Source organism: Kumtagia sp., from assembly GCF_059502445.1.
In genome coordinates this window covers 104,554-126,989 of the sequence record NZ_JCACER010000083.1, presented here as the reverse complement: position 1 = coordinate 126,989, position 22,436 = coordinate 104,554, and the positions used below count along the sequence as shown (strand labels likewise).

Annotated in this window: 22 protein-coding genes and 1 tRNA gene; 11 read left to right on the top strand and 12 right to left on the bottom strand. The window is 66.8% G+C overall.

What is annotated here, in order from left to right; genetic code table 11:
• Window positions 1–60: 60 nt before the first annotated feature.
• The 6 genes from AC5JDC_RS22535 to AC5JDC_RS22510 all read left to right on the top strand — a co-directional run bounded on the left by AC5JDC_RS22535 (window position 61) and on the right by AC5JDC_RS22510 (window position 4,467).
• Window positions 61–615 (top strand): ubiquinol-cytochrome C chaperone family protein, encoded by a 555-nt coding sequence (locus AC5JDC_RS22535; RefSeq protein WP_495844760.1) that lies wholly within the window; start codon window positions 61–63, stop codon window positions 613–615.
• Window positions 616–619: 4 nt separating this feature from the next.
• Window positions 620–1,168: a YceD family protein gene (locus AC5JDC_RS22530; protein ID WP_495844758.1), complete on the top strand. Its 549-nt coding sequence runs from the start codon at window positions 620–622 to the stop codon at window positions 1,166–1,168.
• A 107-nt stretch (window positions 1,169–1,275) separates the two neighbouring features.
• Window positions 1,276–2,337: a phosphate acyltransferase PlsX gene (plsX, locus tag AC5JDC_RS22525; protein ID WP_106770266.1), complete on the top strand. Its 1,062-nt coding sequence runs from the start codon at window positions 1,276–1,278 to the stop codon at window positions 2,335–2,337.
• A gap of 8 nt (window positions 2,338–2,345) precedes the next feature.
• Entirely contained in the window at window positions 2,346–3,317 is a 972-nt protein-coding gene (locus tag AC5JDC_RS22520) for a beta-ketoacyl-ACP synthase III (RefSeq protein ID WP_106770265.1), read from the top strand.
• 128 nt (window positions 3,318–3,445) lie between these two features.
• Window positions 3,446–3,766, top strand: coding sequence for an integration host factor subunit alpha (locus AC5JDC_RS22515; protein WP_495844754.1), 321 nt, complete (start codon window positions 3,446–3,448; stop codon window positions 3,764–3,766).
• Window positions 3,767–3,927: 161 nt separating this feature from the next.
• Window positions 3,928–4,467, top strand: a complete 540-nt coding sequence (locus tag AC5JDC_RS22510; RefSeq protein WP_495844752.1) for a MerR family transcriptional regulator — start codon at window positions 3,928–3,930, stop codon at window positions 4,465–4,467.
• Between the two features lie 147 nt (window positions 4,468–4,614).
• On the opposite strand, the gene AC5JDC_RS22505 is transcribed toward AC5JDC_RS22510, so the two are convergent.
• The 3 genes from AC5JDC_RS22505 to AC5JDC_RS22495 form a co-directional block, all read right to left on the bottom strand.
• A complete protein-coding gene (locus AC5JDC_RS22505; RefSeq protein ID WP_495844750.1) occupies window positions 4,615–4,854 on the bottom strand; it encodes a DUF982 domain-containing protein in 240 nt (79 codons plus the stop codon).
• On the bottom strand, window positions 4,851–5,096 hold the full coding sequence (locus tag AC5JDC_RS22500) for a DUF2188 domain-containing protein (RefSeq protein ID WP_106770261.1): 246 nt from the start codon (window positions 5,094–5,096) through the stop codon (window positions 4,851–4,853). The genes AC5JDC_RS22505 and AC5JDC_RS22500 overlap by 4 nt, the downstream gene beginning before the upstream one ends.
• Window positions 5,097–5,216: 120 nt before the next feature.
• Window positions 5,217–5,293 (bottom strand) — tRNA-Pro (locus AC5JDC_RS22495).
• Window positions 5,294–5,613: 320 nt separating this feature from the next.
• On the opposite strand from AC5JDC_RS22495, the gene AC5JDC_RS22490 reads away from it, so the two are divergent.
• Window positions 5,614–7,251 carry a hypothetical protein gene (locus AC5JDC_RS22490; protein ID WP_495844748.1) on the top strand — a complete coding sequence of 546 codons (1,638 nt, stop codon included), beginning with the start codon at window positions 5,614–5,616 and terminating at the stop codon, window positions 7,249–7,251.
• Here the strand turns inward: AC5JDC_RS22490 and AC5JDC_RS22485 are convergent.
• A complete protein-coding gene (locus AC5JDC_RS22485) occupies window positions 7,229–8,506 on the bottom strand; it encodes an O-antigen ligase family protein (protein ID WP_495844746.1) in 1,278 nt (425 codons plus the stop codon). The two genes, AC5JDC_RS22490 and AC5JDC_RS22485, sit on opposite strands and share 23 nt — an antisense overlap.
• Entirely contained in the window at window positions 8,503–10,041 is a 1,539-nt protein-coding gene (locus AC5JDC_RS22480; protein ID WP_495844744.1) for an undecaprenyl-phosphate glucose phosphotransferase, read from the bottom strand. Before AC5JDC_RS22480 ends, AC5JDC_RS22485 begins: the two co-directional genes overlap by 4 nt.
• 229 nt (window positions 10,042–10,270) lie before the next feature.
• Here AC5JDC_RS22480 and guaD point away from each other — a divergent pair, with 229 nt between their 5' ends.
• Window positions 10,271–11,665 (top strand): guanine deaminase, encoded by a 1,395-nt coding sequence (guaD, locus tag AC5JDC_RS22475; protein ID WP_495844742.1) that lies wholly within the window; start codon window positions 10,271–10,273, stop codon window positions 11,663–11,665.
• On the opposite strand, the gene AC5JDC_RS22470 is transcribed toward guaD, so the two are convergent.
• Window positions 11,641–12,771 (bottom strand): glycosyltransferase, encoded by a 1,131-nt coding sequence (locus tag AC5JDC_RS22470; RefSeq protein ID WP_495844740.1) that lies wholly within the window; start codon window positions 12,769–12,771, stop codon window positions 11,641–11,643. The two genes, guaD and AC5JDC_RS22470, sit on opposite strands and share 25 nt — an antisense overlap.
• 23 nt (window positions 12,772–12,794) lie before the next feature.
• The gene (locus AC5JDC_RS22465; RefSeq protein ID WP_106770258.1) at window positions 12,795–13,358 is read right to left on the bottom strand and encodes a polysaccharide biosynthesis/export family protein; all 564 of its coding nucleotides are present in this window, start codon (window positions 13,356–13,358) and stop codon (window positions 12,795–12,797) included.
• Window positions 13,359–13,573: 215 nt separating this feature from the next.
• Here AC5JDC_RS22465 and AC5JDC_RS22460 point away from each other — a divergent pair, with 215 nt between their 5' ends.
• Window positions 13,574–15,664, top strand: coding sequence for a GumC family protein (locus tag AC5JDC_RS22460; protein ID WP_106770257.1), 2,091 nt, complete (start codon window positions 13,574–13,576; stop codon window positions 15,662–15,664).
• Window positions 15,665–15,682: 18 nt separating this feature from the next.
• Here the strand turns inward: AC5JDC_RS22460 and AC5JDC_RS22455 are convergent, their stop codons facing one another.
• Window positions 15,683–16,903, bottom strand: coding sequence for a GNAT family N-acetyltransferase (locus AC5JDC_RS22455; protein ID WP_495844735.1), 1,221 nt, complete (start codon window positions 16,901–16,903; stop codon window positions 15,683–15,685).
• A gap of 85 nt (window positions 16,904–16,988) precedes the next feature.
• Here AC5JDC_RS22455 and AC5JDC_RS22450 point away from each other — a divergent pair, with 85 nt between their 5' ends.
• The gene (locus tag AC5JDC_RS22450) at window positions 16,989–18,041 is read left to right on the top strand and encodes a polysaccharide deacetylase family protein (protein WP_495844734.1); all 1,053 of its coding nucleotides are present in this window, start codon (window positions 16,989–16,991) and stop codon (window positions 18,039–18,041) included.
• Between the two features lie 6 nt (window positions 18,042–18,047).
• Here AC5JDC_RS22450 and AC5JDC_RS22445 read toward each other — a convergent pair whose 3' ends face one another.
• Window positions 18,048–18,257 carry a DUF2842 domain-containing protein gene (locus AC5JDC_RS22445; RefSeq protein WP_106770254.1) on the bottom strand — a complete coding sequence of 70 codons (210 nt, stop codon included), beginning with the start codon at window positions 18,255–18,257 and terminating at the stop codon, window positions 18,048–18,050.
• Between the two features lie 148 nt (window positions 18,258–18,405).
• Between AC5JDC_RS22445 and AC5JDC_RS22440 the strand changes: the two genes are divergently transcribed.
• Window positions 18,406–19,500 (top strand): COX15/CtaA family protein, encoded by a 1,095-nt coding sequence (locus AC5JDC_RS22440; RefSeq protein WP_495844732.1) that lies wholly within the window; start codon window positions 18,406–18,408, stop codon window positions 19,498–19,500.
• Here the strand turns inward: AC5JDC_RS22440 and AC5JDC_RS22435 are convergent.
• From AC5JDC_RS22435 to speB, 3 genes are all read right to left on the bottom strand, one after another.
• Window positions 19,490–20,329: an aminoglycoside phosphotransferase family protein gene (locus AC5JDC_RS22435; protein ID WP_495844729.1), complete on the bottom strand. Its 840-nt coding sequence runs from the start codon at window positions 20,327–20,329 to the stop codon at window positions 19,490–19,492. The two genes, AC5JDC_RS22440 and AC5JDC_RS22435, sit on opposite strands and share 11 nt — an antisense overlap.
• A 105-nt stretch (window positions 20,330–20,434) precedes the next feature.
• Window positions 20,435–21,361 (bottom strand): N-acetyl-gamma-glutamyl-phosphate reductase, encoded by a 927-nt coding sequence (gene argC, locus AC5JDC_RS22430; RefSeq protein ID WP_495844727.1) that lies wholly within the window; start codon window positions 21,359–21,361, stop codon window positions 20,435–20,437.
• 35 nt (window positions 21,362–21,396) lie between these two features.
• Window positions 21,397–22,398 (bottom strand): agmatinase, encoded by a 1,002-nt coding sequence (speB, locus tag AC5JDC_RS22425; RefSeq protein ID WP_495844725.1) that lies wholly within the window; start codon window positions 22,396–22,398, stop codon window positions 21,397–21,399.
• Window positions 22,399–22,436: the final 38 nt, after the last annotated feature.

Sequence of the window (22,436 nt, the reverse complement as noted above, 5' to 3'; positions counted from 1 at the left end):
CCAGCTCGAGCGCCGATGCAACAACACCAGCCCGCCGAAGCAGCGCCGGGAGTAGCAAGCATGTTTCAACGTCTGTTCGGTCGCGAACGGTCCCGCAATCGTCAGATAATCGGGGCGCTCTATGCGGAAATCGTGGCGGCGGCGCGGCAGGAGGCATTTTTTTCCGACTGGGAAGTGCCGGATACGCCGCTCGGGCGCTTCGAGATGCTGTCCTTGCACATGTTCCTGATCCAGCACCGTCTGCGCGGCGAGACCGGCCAGGCCCGCGACATCGCCCAGCAGCTCGTCGACGACTTCTTCACCGAGGTCGACCATTCGCTGCGCGAGCTCGGCATCGGCGATATGGGCGTGCCCAAGCGCATGAAGAAGCTGGCGCGCATGTTCTACGGGCGCACCGCCGCCTACGGTACCGCGCTCGACGCCGGCGACCAGCCGGAGCTCGCCGCGGCGCTGGCCCGCAATATCCGGCCGGACGCCGCCGACTGGCGCCACGCCGATGCGCTCGCCGGCTACGTCGTGACCGCCGCCGGCGCACTGGCAAGCCAGCGGCTCGCAGACATCTGCGCCGGCAGCATCGTCTTTCCGCCGCCGCGGGCGGAGCCGGGGGAGGCCTGATCCCATGCAGCCAGCCGAAAAGAGCCCGATCAGCTTCGATGTCGACGTCGCCCGCCTGCCGAAGAAAGGCGTGTCGGTGGCGATCGAGGCGACGGAAGCCGAGCGCGCGGCGCTTGCCGACGTCCACGGCCTGCTCGCCGTCGACCGGTTGCGCGCGGATCTCGCCGTGTCGGCCTGGAAGCGCAACGGCGTCAGGATCGAAGGCCGGGTGGTAGCCGACATCGTCCAGTCCTGCGTGGTCACGCTAGAACCGGTGACGAACCACATCGACGAGGAAATTTCCGCCGTATTCCTGCCGGAGGATTCGAAGCTCGGTCGCGAATCATTCGACGTCGGCGGAGAGATCATGATCGATGTAGACGGTCCGGACAGTCCCGAGACGTTTTCCGGCGATCGCATCGACGTCGGCGCCCTGGTGGAAGAGTTTTTCGGTCTCGGCATCGATCCCTATCCGCGCAAGGCCGGTGCGGCGTTGCCGGAGGCTCCCTCCGCGGCGCCGCGGGAGGAGAACGAAATGCAGCGAAAACTTCGAAAACTCTTCCGCGATTCTTGAATTTACCCATCAAAGCGCCCCGAATTACGTTGTATGACGAGGCAAAATCGCTATTTTCCCCGGCACTCGGCCCGGGGCCATGACCACGAAAGCGAGACGAACCACGCGTGATTAGGATTTCCATCGATGCCATGGGCGGCGATCACGGGCCATCGGTGGTCATGCCTGCGCTGGCGAAGGTCGCCAGGCGGCGTCCCGACGTGAATTTCATCGTGTTCGGCCGCACCGACGCCGTGCGCCCCGAACTCGACAAGTTCCCGGCGCTCGCCGCCGTCACGCAGTTCGTGCATTGCGACATCGCGGTCCGCATGGACGACAAGCCGAGCCAGGCGCTGCGGCACGGCCGCTGGAAGTCGTCGATGTGGCGGGCGATCGAGGCGGTCAAGAGCGGCGATGCCGACGCCTGCGTGTCCGCCGGCAACACCGGCGCGCTGATGGCGATGTCGAAATTCTGCCTGCGCACCATGGCCAATATCGAGCGGCCGGCGATCGCCGCCATCTGGCCGACGGCGCGCGGCGAGAGCGTGGTGCTCGATGTCGGCGCCACCATCGGCGCCGATTCGCACCAGCTCGTCGATTTCAGCATTCTCGGCGCGGCGATGGCGCGCGCCGTCTTCGGCACGGAGCGGCCGAGCGTCGGCCTGCTCAATGTCGGGGTCGAGGAGATCAAGGGCCAGGAGGAGGTCAAGGACGCCGGCCGGCTGCTGCGCGAGGCCAATCTGGCGTCGATGCAGTATCACGGCTTCGTCGAGGGCGACGACATCGGCAAGGGCGTCGTCGACGTGGTGGTGACCGAAGGATTTGCCGGCAATATCGCGCTGAAGACGGCGGAAGGAACCGCCAGGCAGATCGCCGGTTATCTGCGTGAGGCGATGAGCCGGACGCTGATGGCCAGGATCGGTTATATGCTGGCCAAGGGCGCTTTCGACCGGCTGCGCGAGAAGATGGACGTGCGCAAGGCCAATGGCGGCGTGTTCCTCGGCCTGAACGGCATCGTGGTCAAGAGCCACGGCGGTACCGACGACGAGGGTTTTGCCGCCGCGATCGAACTGGCCTACGACATGATTCGCAACCGGCTGCTCGACCGGATCGAAGCGGATCTCGATCTCTTCCATGCGCGCCAACCCTATTCGGCACGCCCCGCGGCGCCGGAAAACGCCAAGCAGTAGGAACCAAAATGCTCAGATCCGTCGTGCGTGGGGTCGGCTCAGCGCTGCCGCGCCGCATCATGAAGAATACCGAGTTCGAAGGTCTCGTCGACACCTCGGACGAGTGGATCGTGCAGCGCACCGGCATCCGCCAGCGCTACATCGCCGGCGACGGCGAGACCACCGCTTCGCTGGGCGAGGCGGCGGCGCGGGCCGCGCTCGCCAATGGCGGGCTCGAGCCCCGGGACATCGACCTGATCGTGCTCGCCACCTCGACGCCGAACAACACCTTTCCGGCAACCGCCGTGGAAGTGCAGCAGCGCCTCGGCATCCGCCACGGCTTCGCCTTCGACATGCAGGCCGTGTGCAGCGGCTTCGTCTACGCGGTCGCCACCGCCGACGCGCATATCCGCGCCGGCCTGTGCAAGCGCGCGCTGGTCATCGGCTCCGAGACCTTCTCGCGCATCCTCGACTGGAGCGACCGCACCACCTGCGTGCTGTTCGGCGACGGTGCCGGCGCGCTGGTTCTGGAGGCGCATGAAGGCGAGGGCAGCGTCGCCGATCGCGGCGTGCTGGCGGCGAGCCTGCGCTCCGACGGCACCCACAAGGACAAGCTCTATGTCGACGGCGGCCCCTCGACCACCGGCACGGTCGGCCAGCTCCGCATGGAGGGCCGCGAGGTCTTCAAGCACGCCGCGGGCATGATCACCGACGTGGTCGAGGGCACGTTCGCGCAGGCGGGCATCACCGCCGACGACCTGTCCTGGTTCGTGCCGCACCAGGCCAACAAGCGCATCATCGACGCCTCGGCCAAAAAGCTCGGCATCGCCGAGGAGAAGGTGGTGGTGACCGTCGACCTGCACGGCAACACCTCGGCAGCGTCCGTGCCGCTGGCGCTGGACGTCGCGGTCAAGGACGGCCGCATCCGCAAGGGCGATCTGGTGATGCTGGAAGCGATGGGCGGCGGCTTTACCTGGGGGGCGGTGCTGATCCGCTGGTAGGCCCGGTCGGCTGACCGGGGTAAAGAGCGCATTCATGCGAACCGGTCGGTTCGGTTCTTGACCTCATCTGGGCAATTTCCTAACGTCCTGTAGCCCTATCGCGGCCATTGAGGAGGGTCAGAAAAGTCATGGCGGGAAAGACACTTACGCGCGCCGATCTCGCTGAGGCCGTCTACCGCAAGGTGGGCCTTTCCCGTACCGAATCCGCCCAGCTGGTCGAGTCCGTGCTCGACGAGATATGCGAGGCTATCGTTCGCGGCGAGACGGTGAAGCTGTCCTCCTTCGCCACCTTCCAGGTGCGCGGCAAGAACGAGCGCATCGGCCGCAACCCGAAGACGGGCGAGGAGGTGCCGATCCTGCCGCGCCGGGTCATGACCTTCAAGGCGTCGAACGTGCTGAAGAACCGCATCCTGCGGGCCCACCAGCAGCGGTCCAAGGCGGCAAAATAGCCGGCTTCGCCCCAAAATGCCGGTTGATGACGGCTCCGCGCCTTGGCGCGGGCCTTGAAATCCGTGCCGCAAAGGTCTGAAATGAATCACGAATCGGCTCGGCTTTCGCATGCCGCCGAGGCGCTTCGGGCATCTCCCTTCCTGAGACCAGGTGGTGACCCATGGACAAGAGCCCAGACGCTTTCCGCACCATTTCCGAAGTCGCGGAGGAGCTCGACCTGCCGCAGCACGTTCTGCGCTTCTGGGAGACGCGCTTCAACCAGATCAAGCCGATGAAGCGCGGCGGCGGCCGCCGCTATTACCGGCCGCAGGACGTCGACCTGATCAAGGGCATCAAGAACATGCTCTATGACCAGGGCTACACCATCAAGGGCGTGCAGAAGCTGCTGCGCGAAAGCGGCAACCAGTTCATCGTCGCCGTCGGCAATGGCGACGTCGCGGCGATCGAGGCGATCGCGCAGCGCAAGCAGGCCGCAGCCATCCCGCTGACGCCGGCCGCCCAGCCGCGCGGCGACGACGAGCTGCTGGTCGGCGAGCCGAAGGCGAAACCCAGCCGCCGCTTCTTCGGCCTCGGCAAGGCCGAGGAAGAAGGCCCCGTGCAGCCGGACGCCGCAAAGCTGTCGCGCGACAACCGCGCGCTGCTGCAGGAGGCGCTGTTCGATCTGCTCGAATGCAAGCGGCTGCTCGACCAGGTGCGCTGAGCCTCTCGCCTCCGTCGCCGATTGACCGCCGGCACGCCGGTCCTCATCCAGAGGCGCGAGCCCGCCACGCCTGAAAAATCAGCGTGAATTTTTGCGAGCTTCGAGGACGCGCCGAACGCGGCTCGCAGCCTGTGGGTGTGGGCCTGACTATCGGTGCGCCGAGACGAGAATCCCGGCTTCCTCAGCCGCCTCGCGGAACCGGGTCTCGGCGTCGATCGTCGAACGGTGGCCATCTACCACCTTGAGGCAGGTATCGAGCGCGTCGCGGTGACGCGGGCCGCGCCGCTGCGGCCATGCTTCCGTCAGGATGTCGAGGGCCCGGACCACCCCGTCGACACAGATGTCCTGCCCCTCGAGATGGATCGTGACCGGGTGTCGGAATCTCACGACCGGCCCTCGACCTCGGTGGCCGGCCGGTCGCCGCCAGGCGCCACCTCCTCGTGCCAGTTCCCTTCGGCGTCCTGGAATTCGATGCCTTCCGTGCTGCCGCCGACCTGCTGCTCGGAGGCGGCGGTGCGCGCCGCTGCCATGGCTTCGTCATAGGTAGGAAAGGTCTCGGAATAGACGTCGCCGACCTTGTAGGCCCAGCCGCCGTCATGCTCGACCACGCGATAGATGACCTTGGACATCCCACGTCTCCTTTGATTCAAGAGAACGTCGCGGCGCGGTTTTCAGTTCCGATGCAGGGGAGCGAGCGGTCACTCCGCCGCCGAAGCGGCTGCACGACAGCCTCATAAAAAATCGGAAAATGGTCGGAGTGGCGGGATTCGAACCCACGACCCCTTGACCCCCAGTCAAGTGCGCTACCGGGCTGCGCTACACTCCGGACCGCGGGAAGCCTTATAGTCTGGGAGGGAGGCGTGCAAGGGCTAAAACGGAGCGGGAAGCCGATCATCCCCGGCGATTGCAGGCTTTTCGCAAAAGCTCCCACATCAAGCTACCACGCAGGCTGACGCCTTCGTGCTCACGGCGCAACGGGCTGTGGACAACTCGCGGGCGGCCCGTTTGTCCCGAGCGTGTGCAGAATATGTTTCTTTGCGGCATCGGGCGGCGAGGGCGCATTTTTCCGTCTTGATTCCACCCACATTGCGAGGGCCGGCTGCACCATAGTAAGCAGCGAACCTTGACATCGTGAATGCTTAGAAAATGAGCGAGAATGCCGACACGCTGAGCCTCGGGTGGAAGGCTGCGCAGGACAATGCCGCGGTCCTTCATGGCTTGGAGGTATCGAGCCGGCCGCTGCCCGCCCTTACGGGCATGACGGCGCTGTTTTGGCTGCTGTTTGCAACGGGACAATCGAAGGGGATATTTCAGGTCACGCACCCGCCCAAGACCACCGTACCGCCTGCGGGTCTGGTGGCCAGGATGCTGGGCCGGTCCGTTCGTCCGGCGAGGGAAACCGACATCTGGTACCCCATGAGCAAGGGCCGAAACGATCGGCTAGCGCTCCACGACGCTGTTGCGACGATGGACAACGATACGCCGAGAAAAGGAACGCTCTACGATCCCGCAACCTGGGTAGGCACCCCGACCGGCGGGGTAGGCGGCGAGGCGGCAAACATCGTTGCTGCCTACGAGTTCCTGATGCGTGCGCGGGCGCTGGGTCACCCGACGGCCGGCCTGCTGGAGCGCACCCCCGTCATCGGCACCGTCGGCCACGGGGGAATGCGCTTCGACCAACTCTTGCAGGAAACCGGAGTCATGAACCCGGAAAATGCAAGATTCCTGAACCGGCTACGCACCCGCAGCTATTTCGAGACCCTTCACAATCATCTCACCGGCGATCTAGGATTTGCCGGCAACTGTATCACCTTGCCGTGGTGGTATCTCGATCTCGGCCAGGCAGACGCCGCCGCGCACACGCCATACGCTGACGTCACAGAGCGGCTGGGTTTGCTGCGGGACTTCGTTCACGGCCTGGCGCGGGACCTGTTCGGCCAGCAGCTTTCGCCGCTTATGATGATGATCCAGACTGGCCAGCACTGGATTTTGCACGGAGATCTGTCCGTTCCCCAGGCGCAGCTTGACTTCTCGCGCGCCAATCCCGAGGCCGTGGTCGTGGGGCCGAGCCACGCATGGCCGGGCAAGATGAGCATCACCTATCCCGATCCGGCCGATAGCGCTTCTTTCGTTCTTCCGTCCGATCGCGACCTCAACGAGCATGACGACGGCAACGTGGCGGTGTGGAAGGGCAGCAAGGCTGCATCGATCGCGGAGCGAATCTTCATTCGCCACGAGAGTTATGAGCACCCGCGCATCCTGCGCGGCTCCTGGAAGGGCAGGACGGCCATCGTGTCATGGCACGCCGATCACCAGATCGCCTTGCTCAAGACATGGATCGGCTACAGGCACCGGATGCTTGCCGACTACGGGATCGAGTTCAGCCAGGGCGGGGAGTCGATAGGCTTCGACGCGGCCGTCGTATTCGGTCGGCGTTCGCTCTCTTTCGTCTTTGACCGCCCGCCGGTTTCTTCCGCGGCCGGCGCGCCGCCGGTTCAGATTCATGTTGGCCGTGCCGGGGGCAGGGCCAATGTCGGCTTCCTGAATCCCGACCTGTCCTGGTTCCGCTACAAGCATCACCATCAGGATTATGCGGCGAGGAACCCCGATCCGGCGCTGATGACCCCGCAGGAACTGGCCATCGAGGAGGAGGTGATCGCCGAACTCGGCGTCAAGGGCGCGCGGTTGTGGACCGACGACGCTGATCCGGCCGGCACCGGGCTGCGCTACCGCAACTACGACTGGGCGCCGCTCGAGACGTTCATGCTCGACGAAATTGCCTGACACCCGCCGGTGGCGTTGCCTCGGGGCGGATGTTCACCGCTCGCTGGTGGCGCGCCTCCAGCGCCATCATTCCCCAGATCAGGCCGAGCAGCAGGTAGAAGTGCCGCCAGTGGTCGGTGTCGATCACGGTGCCCAGCCCGACATGGCCGACCAGCGTGACGTAGGCGCACAGAAGATAGGGCTGCCACGGGCGGTCGCGGAACAGGATGCGGAAGCCGCCGGCGAGCGTCCACAGGATCAGCGTCAGATAGGCTGCGAAACCCAGCCAGCCGTAGTCGAGCAGCGCCTTCAGCCAGATGTTGTGGGTGTCTTCCCGGTAGATCAGGCCGAACACCAGCGGGCCGATGCCGAACGGGTGCTCCATCGCCATCTGGAAGCCGATGGCGTGGCGTGCGAAGCGGCCGAGCCGGGCCGAATCGTAGTCCTGGGCGAGCTGCGCGCGCGTCGTGAACAGGTCCGCCACCGCTGGTATCTGCAGTAGCACCAGCAGCGCCAGCAGGAACAGCGCCACGACGCCGACGGTCATCACGACGATGCGCAGCCGGAACACGCCGTTGCCGCTCTGCATGAACAGCCCGGCGATGAGCAGCACCGCCGAGACGAAGAACAGCCCCCAGGCGCCGCGCGAGAACGAAAAGAAGATGCCGACGACGATGATGAGAAGCGGGACGGCGTAGAGCGGCATCCTGGCGACGCTGCCGGTCATCAGCCGGTGCAGCAGCCATATGCCGGGCAGCGTCAGGAACGGGCCGAACACGTTCGGGTCCTGGAATGCACCGGCGGCGCGCTCGAACTTGGTGAAGATCTCGGCGCCGGGAAAGGCGTGGAAGTAGCCGAGCACGCCGAGCATCGAGGTGCCGACGGCGGCGATGACGTAGGCGGCGAAGATGGTGCGCAGCAGGCTTGGCCGCGCCTCGACGACGGCGGCGAAGAACACCGCCGTGAAGGCGAGGAACAGCGACACGGCGATGTAGAGCGGCGTCGACGCCAGATCGTCCATCTGCGTCATCGAGATCATGCCGCCGATATTGAAGACGACGAGCAGCAGCAGCAGCGGCACGATGGTGCGCGAGATGCGCAGGCCGAACAGTGCCCACACTCCGACCAGGCCGGCCATGTAGAGTTCATACGGTGCCGGCTCGCGGATGACGAAGCCGGACAGCAGGATGCCGAGCGCGATGGCCGCGGTCGAGATGAGCTCGACCAGCTTGGCGTTGACGGCCCGCGGTGGAACGGGTGCGGCGACCGCGCTCAATAGGCGTTTTCCGTGTTGAGCAGGCGGATCGGCGTCAGCACCAGGATCTTGAGGTCCAGCCAGAGCGACCAGTTCTCGATGTAATAGAGATCGTATTCGGTGCGCATCTTGATCTTCTCGTCGGTGTCCATCTCGCCGCGCCAGCCGTTGATCTGCGCCCAGCCGGTGACGCCGGGTTTGACGCGGTGGCGGGCGAAATAGCCGTCGACGACCTCGGTGTAGAGCAGGTTGTGCGATTGCGCCGCCACCGCATGCGGGCGCGGACCGACCAGCGACAGCGAGCCGAACAGCGCGTTGAAGAACTGCGGCAGCTCGTCGATCGAGGTTTTCCGGATGAAGCGGCCGACGCGGGTGACGCGCGGATCGTTCCTGGTCACGCTCTTCTTGGCCGTGGGGTCCGACTGCTCGGCATACATGGAGCGGAACTTGAGGACCTCGATCTCCTCGTTGTTGAAGCCGTGGCGCTTCTGCTTGAACAGTACAGGCCCCTTGCTGTCGAGCTTGATGGCGATCGCGGTGGCCAGCATGACCGGCGAGAAGACGACGATGCCGACGATCGAGAAGACGATGTCGAAGGCGCGCTTGGCGACCGAATCCCAGTCGTTGATGGGCTTGTCGAAGATGTCGAGCAGCGGCACCGAGCCGATAAAGGAATAGGAGCGCGGCCGGAACTGCAGCTGGTTGTTGTGCGCCGACAGGCGGATGTCGACCGGCAGGACCCAGAGCTTCTTCAGCAGCGACAGCACGCGCGTCTCGGCGGTGATCGGCAGCGATACGATCAGCATGTCGATGCGGGCGATGCGGGCGAACTCGATCAGCTCCGAGATGTTGCCGAGCTTGGGATAGCCGGCGACGATCGGCGGCGAGCGCTTGTCGTCGCGGTCGTCGAAGATGCCGCAGATGCGGATGTCGTTGTAGGGCTGCTGCTCGATCGAGCGGATCAGCCCCTCGGCCGCCTTGCCGCCGCCGACGATGAGGGCGCGGCGCTCCATGCGGCCGTTGCGCGCCCAGCGGCGGATGAGCCGCGCCATGACGAGCCGCAGCGCCAGCACCAGCACCAGGCCGATCACGAACCACAGGCCGAACAGCAGCCGCGAGAAATCCTCGGAAATCTTCAGGAAGAAGCCGGCCACCGCCAGCACCGCGAAGGCGCCCGTCCAGATGAGCAGCATGCGGCCGAGATAGCGGCTCGGCCGCATCAGGGCGCCGACCTGGTAGCAGTCTCCGACTTCCAGGCCGATCACGGTGAGCAGCGACGCGGCGGCGATCACGATCGGGTAATGCCAGTAGAGATGGGTCTCCAGGCCGACATGCCAGGCGAAGATGGCGATGCCCGAAACCAGCAGGATGGCGAACTCGGCGAGCCGCAGCACGCCGCCGACCATGATCGGAGACATGGTGTCGCGCCGGTACTGCGAGGCCACCTGCTGCGCGACCTTGCCGAGCTTGGCGCTTGCCGGCTTCATCGCGTCGTCGGCCTCGAACTGGCGCACGGCGTCCACCGAGAAGCGCTGGGCAGGGTCGACCTGGTTCATTGCTGGTTTGTGTCCGCAGGAGTCCTGCCGCAACCTAGCAAGCCTCAGCTAACAATCCCTTGAAGTTGCCCGGACAGTTTGATCGAGTCTGCACGTAGGCCGCACCGGCTGCCGGTAGATTCTGTGGGACCTTCATCCGGTTCAGGTGTAGTCGCCATTGGGCCGCGGGGCGTTCGAAGCCGTGCTGCTTGGCAGCAAGAAGGTTCCGGACAGTCGGAGGAACAGGGAATTGCGCGACAAGGTCATTTTCGGAACCGCTTTCCACACGCCGGCGCGCGGGCGGCTGGAGGTCCTGCGGGACGCGCTGATCGTCGTTGCGGGCGATGGCCGCATAACCGAGGTGATCGCGCCAGGCAGCGGCGATCACGGTCCCGCCAGGGCGCGCGCCGCCGAACAAGGCAGACTTGTCGAGCTGGGAGCCGGCGAGGTCCTGCTGCCGGGCCTGGTCGACCTGCACATCCATGCGCCGCAGTGGCCGCAGTTGGGAAAGGCGCTCGACGTGCCGCTCGAGGTATGGCTGCGGAAACATACGTTTCCGCTCGAGGCCCGCTACGCCGACGTCGCGTTCGCGCGGACGATCTACGACGATCTGGTCTCGGGCCTGATCGCCAACGGCACCACGACGGCCGTGTACTTCGCCACGATCCATATGGAGGCGTCGCTGGCTCTCGCCGAAATCTGCCGGGCGAGGGGACAGCGGGCCTTCGTCGGCAAGGTGGCGATGGACGATCCGGATCAGTGCCCGCCCTTTTACCGGGATGAAAATGCCGCGACGGCGCTCGACGAGATGCGGCGTTTCATCGAGGCGGTGCGGGCGATCGCGCCGGGCGGCGACGCGCTGGTCCACCCGATCATCACGCCCCGCTTCATCCCGAGCTGCACCGACGAGCTGCTGGCGGGCCTGGGGCGGCTGGCCGCCGAAACCGGCTGCCTGGTGCAGACCCACTGCTCCGAAAGCGACTGGGAAAAAAGCTTCGTCGAGCAGCGCTTCGGGCGCTCGGATGCCGCCGTCCTGGCCGGGTTCGGCCTATTGCGGCAGCATACGGTCCTTGCCCATTCCAATTTCGTGTCGGACGACGATCTCGACCTGATCCGCGCGCGCGGCGCCGCGGTGGCGCACTGCCCGCTGTCGAACGCCTATTTCGCCGAGGCGGTGTTCCCGCTGCGCGAGGCGCTCGACCGCAATGTGCGAGTGGGATTGGGGACCGACATCTCCGGCGGGCACAGCCCGTCGCTCCTCGACGGATGCCGGCACGCGCTGATGGCGGGGCGGATGCGCCAGGGTGGCGTCGACGCCGGCCTGCCGCGAGACCGGCGCGGCGTGGCGGACGCCCGCATCACCGTGGCCGAGGCGTTCTGGCTGGCGACCGCCGGTGGGGGAGAAGCGCTGGGGCTCGACATCGGCAAGTTCGCGGCCGGCTGCAAGTTCGACGCATTGCGCATCGATGTCGAGGCAGACGGCTCGAATGTGCGGGTCTGGCCGGATCTGGACGAACCCGAGGACGTATTCCAGAAGATCGTGCTCAACGCCGGCAGGGCGAACATACGGCAGGTATGGGTCGACGGCGTCTGCGTCGGCGGCACCGCCGGAGACGCGGGTCAGCGCGCGAGCGTCTCCCGATAGGCCTGCTCGATGCGGGCGGCCATCACGTCTGCGCCGAAGCGGGCGCGCAGCTCCTCGGCCGACGGCATGAGGGCCACGAAACCCGGCGGGTCGAGCAGGGCGCGCGTCATCCTGTCGGCGAGCGCTCCGGAATCGGGGGTGGCCAGCACGGGCGATCCCTCTCCGAAAATCTCCGGTATGCCGCCGACCGCCGTCGCCACCATCGGCTTGCCTGCCGCCAGCGCCTCCAGAACGATATAGGGCATGGCCTCGGCGCGCGACGGCACTACGATGGTGCGTCCGAGCCCGAAAGCCTCGCGGGCCGGCATCGGCGCATGGAAGCGGATGCGCTCGGCCAGTCCGAGCGTCGCGGCCTGCTGGCGGTATTTCGGCAAATCGTCGCCGTCGCCGACCATCTCGGCCGTCACCGGCCGGCCGGCGCGGATCTCCACCTGGGCGAGCGCGTCGATGAAGAGGTCAGGCCCCTTCAGGTCGCGCATCATGCCGATATAGAGGAAATCGGCCGAGTCGGCCTTGAGGGGGACAGGCTCGAATTCAGCCGCGCGCAGGCCGTTGTAGACCAGCGCGTTGGGGATCGGCGGCTCGCCGACCTTCTTGCGGTAGGCGCGCCGCTCGTAGTCGGAGACGAACAAAAGGTGGTCGGTAAAGCCTCCCATCAGCCGCTCCAGCAGGAAGAAGACCTTCCCGGTCGCGGTGTTCTCGTCATAGTGGAGGCTGCCGCCATGCGGCGAATAGAGGCGGGCTACGCGAGACCTTGAAACCCGCAACAGTGAGCCGAACAGACGCGCATAGACGCCACCCTTGGCGCCATGGCCATGCAGGACGTTCGGCTGCAATTCCTTGATGATCTTGAAGGTTCTCCATGCCGCGGCGACGTCGCCGGGGCCGATGTGGCGCTGCATCGGCGTGCGGTGGACGCCGAGTTCGAGCCGGTCGGACATGGCCGTGAACAGGCGTTCCTCGAAGGCACCGCCGGTGGTCGAATCGCAGACGATGCCGACCTTGTGTCCGGCGGCGACCTGCGCCTCGGTGAGGTCGCGCACATGGCGGAAGATGCCGCCGACCGGCGAGCGGAAGCAGTGGACGATCCGCAGGGGAGGGGTCACGGTCACCGCCGCCGCCCGGTCGCTCAGAACAGCCGTTCGCGCACGTAGATCGTGTCGCCCGGCATCAGCGGATCGGAGGTGACGACGCGGCCGGTCATGACTTTTCCGTTGATGTCGCGGGTAATGTCGACGCTGTTCTGGTTGGCGCGGGGGGTGAAGCCGCCGGCCATGGCGACCGCCTTCTGCACGGTGAGGCCCGGCACGTAGGAATACTGGCCGGCCGCCCCGACCTCGCCCATCACGAAGATCGGCCGGTACTGGTCGACCTCCACCGATACGTCGGGGTCGCGCAGGTAGCCTTCGCGCAATCGGGCGGCGATGTCGCCCTCCAGCTGCTGCACGGTGCGCCCGCGCGCCGGCACCGAGCCGACGAGCGGGAAGGCGACGTAGCCAGCGGAGTCGACGTTGTAGGTGTTGGTCAGGCTTTCCTGCTCGAACACGGTGACGCGGACGCGGTCGCCGGCGCCGAGCCGGTAGGGCTGGTTGAGGGCCGCGTGAAAGGCCTCCGGTGCCGGCCGGTAGCCCGAGCACCCGCCCAAGGCCGTCGCCAGCGCCAGTGCGGATAGGATGGAGGCCCAGGTCTTCATGCCGGCGGACTGCCCTTCATGAGCGCCCCATGGTCCGGCGCGTTCGATGTCCGCCGTTATCGAATGATTAGGGTTAACACCGCGTAAAAGGCTTCGGCGATCTTGTTTCCCGGCGGGCCGCGGCCGAAGCCGGGTTAGTGCCGGGCAAGCCTTCTTAACGGCTGAGTTACCATAGTTGTTTACGGTCGGCGCGACGCAAAGCCGGAGTTGCGCGTATGTCAGCCATGAGTTCGACCGCAAGCGACGTCGACGTCGACCTCGGACGACTTTTCGCCAGCCTGTTGCGGGACTGGAAGCGCATCCTCGTGGTCGCCGTCGCCCTGTCGGCGCTTGCCTTCGCGCTGGCCTCGATCGCCACGCCCCACTACAAGGCCGAAACGCGTCTTCTCATCGAGGCGCGGGAATCGGTCTTCACCCGGCCGCAGGGCGAGAACGCCGACAGCCGACCCATGCTCGACGAGGAGGGGGTCGCCAGCCAGGTCGAGATGATCACCTCCAACGACATCCTCAAGGACATCGCCCGGAAATTCGACCTCGCCAGCCTGCCGGAGTTCGAGAAGGCGATCAATCCGTCGCTGCTCGGGCGCCTGCTGATCATGGTCGGGCTGAAGAGCGACACGTCCGGCGTGCCGGCGGAGGAGCGGGTGCTGGAAGCCTTCCGCGAGAAGCTGTCGGTGTACCGGGTGGAGAAGTCGCGCGTCATCGCCATCGAGTTCTCGTCGGAGGACCCCAGGCTCGCCGCCGAGATCCCCAACGCCATCGCCGACGCCTATCTCGCCTTCAGCCGCGACGCCAAGCAGCAGTCCAACTCCGCCGCCACCGAGTGGCTGGAGCCGGAAATCCAGGCGCTGACGGCCCGCGTCAAGGAGGCGGAGGCGCGCGTCGCCGCGTTCCGCTCGCAGTCCGACCTGCTCGTCGGCCAGAACAATTCGGCGCTGGCCACCCAGCAGCTTTCCGAGCTGTCGACCGAGCTGTCGCGCACCCGCGCCAACCGTGCGGCCGCGGAAGCCAACGCCGAAAGCGTCCGCCTCGCCATCGAGAGCGGCGGATCGCTCGACGCCTTTCCCGACGTGCTGTCCTCCGACCTGATCCAGCGGCTGCGCGAGCGGGAGGTACAGCTCAGGGCCGACGTGGCCGACCTGTCGACGACCCTGCTCGACAACCATCCGCGCATCCGCGCCATGCGCGCCCAGCTCGCCGATCTCGACCGCCAGGTCACCGCCGAGGCCGGCAAGATCCTGCAAAGCCTGCGCAAGACGGCCGATTCCGCCAAGCTGCGCGAGGATCAGCTGGTAGCCGATCTCAATCGCCTCAAGGCCGAATCCTCGCGGGTCGGCGAGAAGGAGGTGGAACTGCGCGCCTTGGAGCGCGAGGCCGCCGCGCAGCGCGACCTGCTGGAATCCTACCTCGCCCGCTATCGCGAGGCGGCGTCGCGCCGCGACGGCAACTATCTGCCGGTGGACGCGCGGGTTTTTTCCCCGGCCCTGGTTCCGCTCGAGCCCTATTTCCCCAAGGTGATCCCGATCGCCGGCGCCACCTTCGCCGCATCGCTGCTGCTCATGAGCATCGGCGTGCTGCTGCGCGAACTGTTCTCGGGTCGCGCCATGCGGCCGGCCGAGGGAAGGCTGGTGGAGCCGGTCGACGAAGTGCGCATGCCCGAGCCGCCGGTCGGGGAGGGGAGCATGGCGTTGTCCGGCACCGCCGAAGCGCCGGACGACGACGAGATGTCGGTCGCGGCGGCGGCCGAAAGGCTGGTCGCCGGCGGGGCGTCGCGGGCGCTGTTCATTTCGCCCGAAGGCGACGAGGCGGCAGCGAGCGCCGTCCTGGTGGCGCGCGCGGTGGCGGATGCCGGTCTGCGCGTGCTGCTCATCGACCTGACCCGTACCGGCGCCGCGTCGCGGCCGATGCTGGACGGCGAGGAATTGCCGGGTATCACCGACCTGCTCGCCGGCACGGCCGAATTCGTCGACGCCATCCACGCTGACCGCTATTCCGACTGCCACGTCATTCCTGTGGGCGAAGCTGACCAGCGCCAGGCCATGCGGGCGGTCGAGCGGCTTCCGGCCATCGTCGACACGCTGGGCGCCGCCTACGATGTCGTCATCATCGAGTGCGGGCCGGCCGGGGCAGCCAGCATCCGCCGGCTGGTTTCGGAAGGCACGGAAATCCTGGTAAGTGCGCTCGAACCGGTCGAGGAGGTGCTGCGCGCCCGCGACGACCTCGCCTCAAGCTACGACGGCCTGACCCTGGTGACGCCCGGCGATCATCTTTTCCCGCTGCCGCCGGATCGCACGGTGGCCGCATAGCATCGCCATTGCGGCGCGCTACTCCTCGGCCGGGCCGGCATCGGCCTTGTTGCCGACTGCCCGCCGCCGCAATGCCTTGGTCAGCCGCCACACCGTCGGACTGTTCTTGACCCGCGCCTTCATGCCGGCGAACAGTCGCATCATGCCGGCGACCAGCCTGCCTTTCAGGGTCAGCGGCACCAGCACGTCGAGATGCTGGGTCTCGATATCGCACCACAGCCGCTTGTATTGCTCGTCGCCGACGCTGAAGTCGTAGACGGCGAGGCCTTCCTCGCAGGCCTCGCGGATGTTCTCGAAGAACAGGAATTCGCCGGGGCTGGCCTGCGCGACCTCGTCCTCGGCGATCGCTCCGAACTCGCAGATCAGCCGGTCGCCGCAGCGGCTCGACCCGGTGACCGCGCGGGGCACCCCACCCACCTCCAGCGCATGCAGCACAAAGGGCTTCGGCGAGAGCGGCAGCGCCTCGTGGAACAGTTTTCGGAAGAAGGCCTGGACGCTGGGATCGGCGAAGACGTCGACGATGCCGGCCTTGCGGAAGCGGGACGCCTTCATGGCGAAGAACGCTTGCAGCAGCCGGTCCACCTGCTCTTCCGTCTCCGCCTCGATGCGCCGGAAGCCGCCGGCGGCCTCGTATTTGCGCGCCTGCGAGCGGTGCTTCTTGCGCTTGTGCTTGCCGCTTCGCCCGGCGACCAGCCTGGCGAATCCGCCGTCAAGGCCAACGGCGAGCGACAGGTTGGCGCTTTTGAAATGCGGCAAGGCGAGCAGCGGGTTCCTCAGCCCGCCAAGCTCGGGCAGCAGCCGTTCCAGGGCAAGCAGGTCGATATCGGGGCGTGCGCTCCTGACGGCCGCCGCCAGGTCGCGGAACACCCGCGGCTGCGCCGTCGCGAGCCAACTTGCATCGGCGAGGGCGAAATTGCCGTTGGCATGCGTGCCGCCGGGAAAGCGGGCCACCCGGCACGGGCCTTTGCCCACGACTTCGAGCACCAGCGCGAATACCGGCCGGTCGCCTTCCGCCACGATGACGGCGAGCGTATCGGGAGCGACCGCGGCGATCCATGCGCCTGTCCAGGCAGGACTTTGCGGCGGCGCGAAGATACCCGTGTGGGCGAGCGCCGCAAGCACGGCCATCGTCTCGGCGGAAACGGCCTCGGCGCTGATCCGGACAGCCGGGATCGTCGGCCGCGAGGCGGTCAGGGCGGCGCCGGCCGGTCCTGTCGCTCCGAGCGCGGCGTCAACCATCCTTCAATCCTTCGCGCGTAAGCAGGGCGAGAGGCTCCGCGTCGCAGCTTCCCTGGTGCAAAGGCTAGACGCAAAAGGTGAATGAATGCTCGACGCGGGAGAGGCGATCCGGAAGCTGGCGCTCAACCTCGCCAGATATTCCGGGCTCGCCCCGCTGGTGCGTCCGTTCGTCGGCGGTGTCGGCGCCATCCTGATGCTGCATCGCGTCACCGCCAGCCCGGCCCGGCCGCACGGGATGAACCGGCACCTCACCATCGCCCCGGACTTTCTGGACGAGCTGATTACCGGCATGAAGGCGGACGGCTACCGCTTCGTCACCCTGGACGACGCGCTCGGGCACATGGGTGCCGGCGGCGGCAATTTCGCCGTGATGACGGCGGACGACGGCTATCGCGACAATCTCGTCGAAGCCTTGCCGGTCCTGGAGCGCCATGGCGTGCCGATCGCCGTCTATGTCGCGCCGGCGCTGATCGACGGCACGGCATTCCTGTGGTGGGACGTCGTCGAGGAGATCGTCGAGCGCAATGCGCAGGTGAGGGTGCCGACTGCCGCCGGAGAGGTTGTCCTGGATTGCTCGACACCGGCCAAACGCCTGGCGTCGAATGCATGGCTGCACGACCATCTCGGACGGCGGGTGGCGGAAAGGGAAACCCCCGCCTTTCTGAGTGCCCTCGCCAAGCAGCATGGCGTCGATCCGCTCGAGCCGGGCCGCAGATCGCTGATGGACTGGCACGAGATCGGCGAGATGGCCCGGCATCCGCTGGTCACGATCGGCGCGCACACGCTCAATCATCACAATCTGCGTCGCCTCGACGAGGACGAGGCACGCCGCCAGATCGCCGGCGCCGCCGACGTGATCGAGGAGAAGATCGGGCAGCGGCCGCGGCACATGGCCTATCCCTACGGCTACGCCAGCGCGGTGGGCTGCCGCGAGGTGAAACTCGCGCAAGAGGCCGGCTTTGCCTCGGCGGTGACCACCCGGCACGGCGTGCTGCAGGCCGAGCATGCGCGCCACCTGCTTGCGCTGCCGCGCATTTCCGTCAACGGCCGCTACCAGCGCGTCGCGCATATCCGCACCATGCTGTCCGGCGTGACCACGCCGCTCGCCAATGCCGGCAAGATGGTGGTGACGGTCTGACCCGGCTCAGGGTTTCGGCGGCAGCATCATCCATTTGATGATGCCCATGGCCGGCAGGATCCACACCAGCCCCCCCAACAGGAAGAAGGCGAAATGCGCCAGCGGTCCGGATTGCGACAGCTGCGCCACAGCCACGATCGTCGCCACGATCGCATAGACGATGACGAGGGTGACCAGGAGCACGGTCCCGATGAGTTTCTTCAGGCGGATCGGCATTTTCTCTCCTTGCCCGTTCCGATAGTCTGGTGCGGCGGGCAGCGCAACCAGTAGCCGCCCGCGCGACGGCGTGTCGCGCGGCGCGGGCTTGCATGGCATTGACTGCTGGTCCACCACTCGCGGGTTTCTGGAAGCCGGACGTCGACCCATGGCCGCAATAACCGACAGCCGCCCGCCGCTCGCCGAGCGCGACCGCCTGCTGCGCAACCGGGCGCTGGTGCGCGGCTGGCTCTATGTCGTGCTGGTCGTGCTGTTCGCGCTGGTGATGGTGGGCGGCGCTACCCGCATGACCGGCTCGGGCCTGTCGATCACCGAATGGAAGCCGATCCACGGCGTCATCCCGCCTCTCAACCAGACCGAATGGCAGGAGGAGTTCCAGAAGTACCGGCAGATCCCGCAATACGAGCAGATCAACAAGGGCATGACGCTCGACGAGTTCAAGGGCATCTTCTGGTGGGAGTGGGCGCATCGGCTGCTGGCGCGCGGCGTCGGTTTCCTCGTCGCCATCCCGCTCGTCCTGTTCTGGATCTCCGGCCGGCTGGAAAGCCGGCTGAAGCCGCGCCTGTTAGGGCTGCTGGCGCTGGGCGGGCTGCAGGGCTTCATCGGCTGGTGGATGGTCGCCTCCGGCCTGGTCGAGCGCGTGTCCGTCAGCCAGTACCGGCTGGCGACGCATCTGACGCTCGCCTGCATCATCATCATGGCGGTCACCTGGATCGCCCGCGGGCTGGCCGTGCATTCCGAGGCGCCAGCCGGCAGGGGCGTGCGGCGCCTCGCCGGCATCATGGTGCTGCTCGTGCTGGTGCAGATCTATCTCGGCGCCCTGGTCGCCGGCCTGCATGCCGGGCTCTCCTACAACACTTGGCCGCTGATGGACGGCGCCGTCGTTCCCGGCGACCTCTTCGTCGTCGATCCGGCCTGGCGCAATTTCTTCGAGAATCCCAAGACCGTACAATTCGTGCACCGGATGTTCGCCTATGCCCTGCTGGCCGCCGCGCTCTGGCATGCCTTCGCCACGTCGAGGGCGCTGCCGGGGACGACGCATGCGCGGCGCGCCTGGGTTCTGGCGGCGCTCGTGCTCGGTCAGGCGGCGATCGGCGTCGGCACCTTGCTCGCCCAGGCGCACATGCATTGGGCGCTGCTGCACCAGGGGTTTGCCATGGTGGTGCTGATCTTCGCCACCGCCCATTGGCGCGGCTGCGCGGGCAGCTATCCGCTGCCGGGCGAGGCGAGGCTTACAGCCTGACCGCGACCTCGCGGATGGCCCGAGCGATCGCGAGCGTGCGCTGTTCCTCGACGGGTTGGCCGTCCTCCGCGTGCCAGGCGGCGGAGAGGCAGCCATAAGCGAAGGCGTGGTCGAGGATTGCGGCAGGATCCTGCTTCAGCGTCCTCGCGAAAACCGCGGCCATGCGGGCGATCCGCTCCGGATCGAGGCAGAGATCGTCCCTGTCCAGGGGGTTGTAGAAGACGTTGCTGGCGTCGAAGCCGGGGTCGCCGAGCACGCCCTTGGGGTCGATCGCCAGCCAGCCGCGCAGCCCGAACAGGACGTTTTGGTGGTGCAGGTCGCCATGCAGCGGCCGCACCTCCCGCGGATTGGACAAGAGCCGTTCGGCGATATTTGCCGCCTCGACATAGAGGCTCGGCTTGCCGGCGTCGTGATCGATCCTCGCATTCCTGAACAGGCTGCGGAAACGTTCCCTGAGCGGCTGCAGGTCGGCGGGATAGGGGATGTCCGACGGTGAGAGCAGCCGCTCCATCACGTCGGCCACTACCTCGGTGGCGAAGACATCGCCCTTTTCCGCGACATCCTGCGACAGCAGCCGGTCGCCGCCATGCTCGAGCAGCATGCGCTGGCCATCGCGCCCGAGCAGCCGGACCGCGCCTTCGCCGTCTCGCCATGACAGATAGTGAGCGCCGCGCAGCTCGTCCCACACGTCGTTGACCGGCTTCAGGTCCTTGACGATGGCCGGCGTGCCGTCTGCCAGCCGCACCGTCCAGATCCGGCTCGAAAACGTTTCGGTGAGGAGGACTGGCTCGCTGACGTTCCAGCGCAGTGGAAAGACGGGAGAATCCATTCGGTCGTCCATTCTGACAGACCGGCGCCTGCCCGCATCGCCTTGCACGGCGATGGGGCAACGAGCCGGTCGGATCAGCGCATGCTCCAGCGCGACGGGATAGCTCTAGCTTCTCAGCATCAGATCGAGATTCTGCACCGCCGCCCCCGATGCCCCCTTGCCGAGATTGTCGTAGACGGCGACCAGCACCGCCTGAGCCCTGGCATCGTTGGCGAAGACATAGAGCTTCATCTTGTTGGTGTCGTTGTAGCGCTCCGGCTCGAGCTCCGGCACGCGCTCCGTCGCAGCGAAGGGCGCGACCTCGACGTCGCCGCCGTCGATCCCGGCATAGTGGTCGGCGAGCGCGGCATGCAGCTCGGCGCCCGTGGGCACGCGGCCCAGCGTGCCGAGCTGCAGCGGCACCATGGTGATCATGCCTTGCGCGAAATTGCCGACCACCGGCTGCATCAGCGGATCGCGGGAAAGGCCGGCATATGTCTTCAGTTCCGGCACGTGCTTGTGCTGGAAGGTGAGGCCGTAGGGGAAGAATTCGGGCGCGTCCTCGCCCTTGCCCTCATAATCCTCTATCATGGCGCGGCCGCCGCCGGAATAGCCGGAGATGCCGTTCATCGAGACCGGCAGGTCGACCGGCAGCAGGCCGGCCTTGATCAGCGGCCTGAGCGTGGCGATCGGCCCTTGCGGCCAGCAGCCGGGGTTGGCGACGCGCTTCGCCGCGGCGATCGCTTTGCCCTGCTCCTTGTCCATCTCGGCAAAACCGTAAGTCCAGCCGTCGGCGACGCGGTGCGCGGTGGAGGCGTCGATGACGCGGGTGCGATCGTTGCCGATCAGCGACACGCTTTCCTTCGCCGCGTCGTCGGGCAGGCAGAGAATGGCGACGTCGGCGGCATTCAGGAACTCGGCGCGCGCCGACGCATCCTTGCGGCGCTCGAGCGGCACCGAGATGATCTCGAGATCGCCGCGACCTGCCAGCCGCGCGCGGATCTGCAGTCCGGTGGTGCCGTGTTCGCCGTCGATGAAGATTTTGGGTTTCATGCCGCGTCCGTTCAAAATTGTCCGAGAAACCAAGACTATATGCCGGTTCCGTGATTCAGCCCGGCAGCGCCGTTGTTGTTCATGTCGGCGAGCCGGGCTTTCCGCTCCGCCAGCAGGCCGAGATAGTGCTGCGCCACCGTGGAGCCGGCGATCGCCGTTATATCGGCATGGTCGTAGGCCGGTGCAACCTCGACCACATCGGCGCCGACGATGTCGAGTTGGCCGAGCTGGCGCAGAACCGAGAAGATTTTGGCGGAGGACGGCCCGCCGGCCACCGGCGTGCCGGTCCCGGGCGCGAAGGCCGGGTCGAGGCAGTCGATGTCGAAGGTGACATAGGTCTTGTGGCCGCCGGTACGTTCCACGATCGCATAGGCGATGTCGGAGGCGCGCATCTCCTCGACCTCGTGACCGTAGAGGATCTTTATGCCGCAATCCGCCGGCGCGTGGGTGCGGATGCCGATCTGGATGGAGCGGTCGGGGTCGATGATGCCGGCGCGTACCGCGCGCGCCACAAAGGAGCCGTGGTCGATGCGCTTGTCCTCGTCGAACCAGGTGTCCTGGTGCGCGTCGAACTGCACCAGCGCCAGCGGCCCGTGCACCGCCGCATGGGCCTGCAGGAGCGGCCAGGTGACATAATGGTCTCCGCCGAGCGTCAGCAGGAACGCGCCGGATTTCAGGATCTTCGCCGCCTCCCGCTCGATCGTCGCGGGTGTCTTCTGGTGGTTGCCGTAGTCCAGCCGGCAGTCGCCGTAGTCGACCACGGCGAGCTTCTCGAACAGGTCGAGATGGAACGGATATTGCGGGTCGTTGTCGAAGATGGCTGAGGCGCGGCGGATGGCCTGCGGCCCGAAGCGCGCGCCGGGCCGGTTGCTCACGGCCGCGTCGAACGGAATGCCCCAGATCACGGCGTCAGCGCCCTTCAGCGTCTTGGTATAGCGACGGCGCATGAAGGACAGCGCCCCGGCATAGGTCGGGTCGCTCGCCCGCTCGGTGTCGGAGCGGGCGGTGAAGGCGTGATCGATCGCGTTTGAAGGCATGCTTTCCATTCTCCCTCATGTTTCGCGGCGCAAGCTAT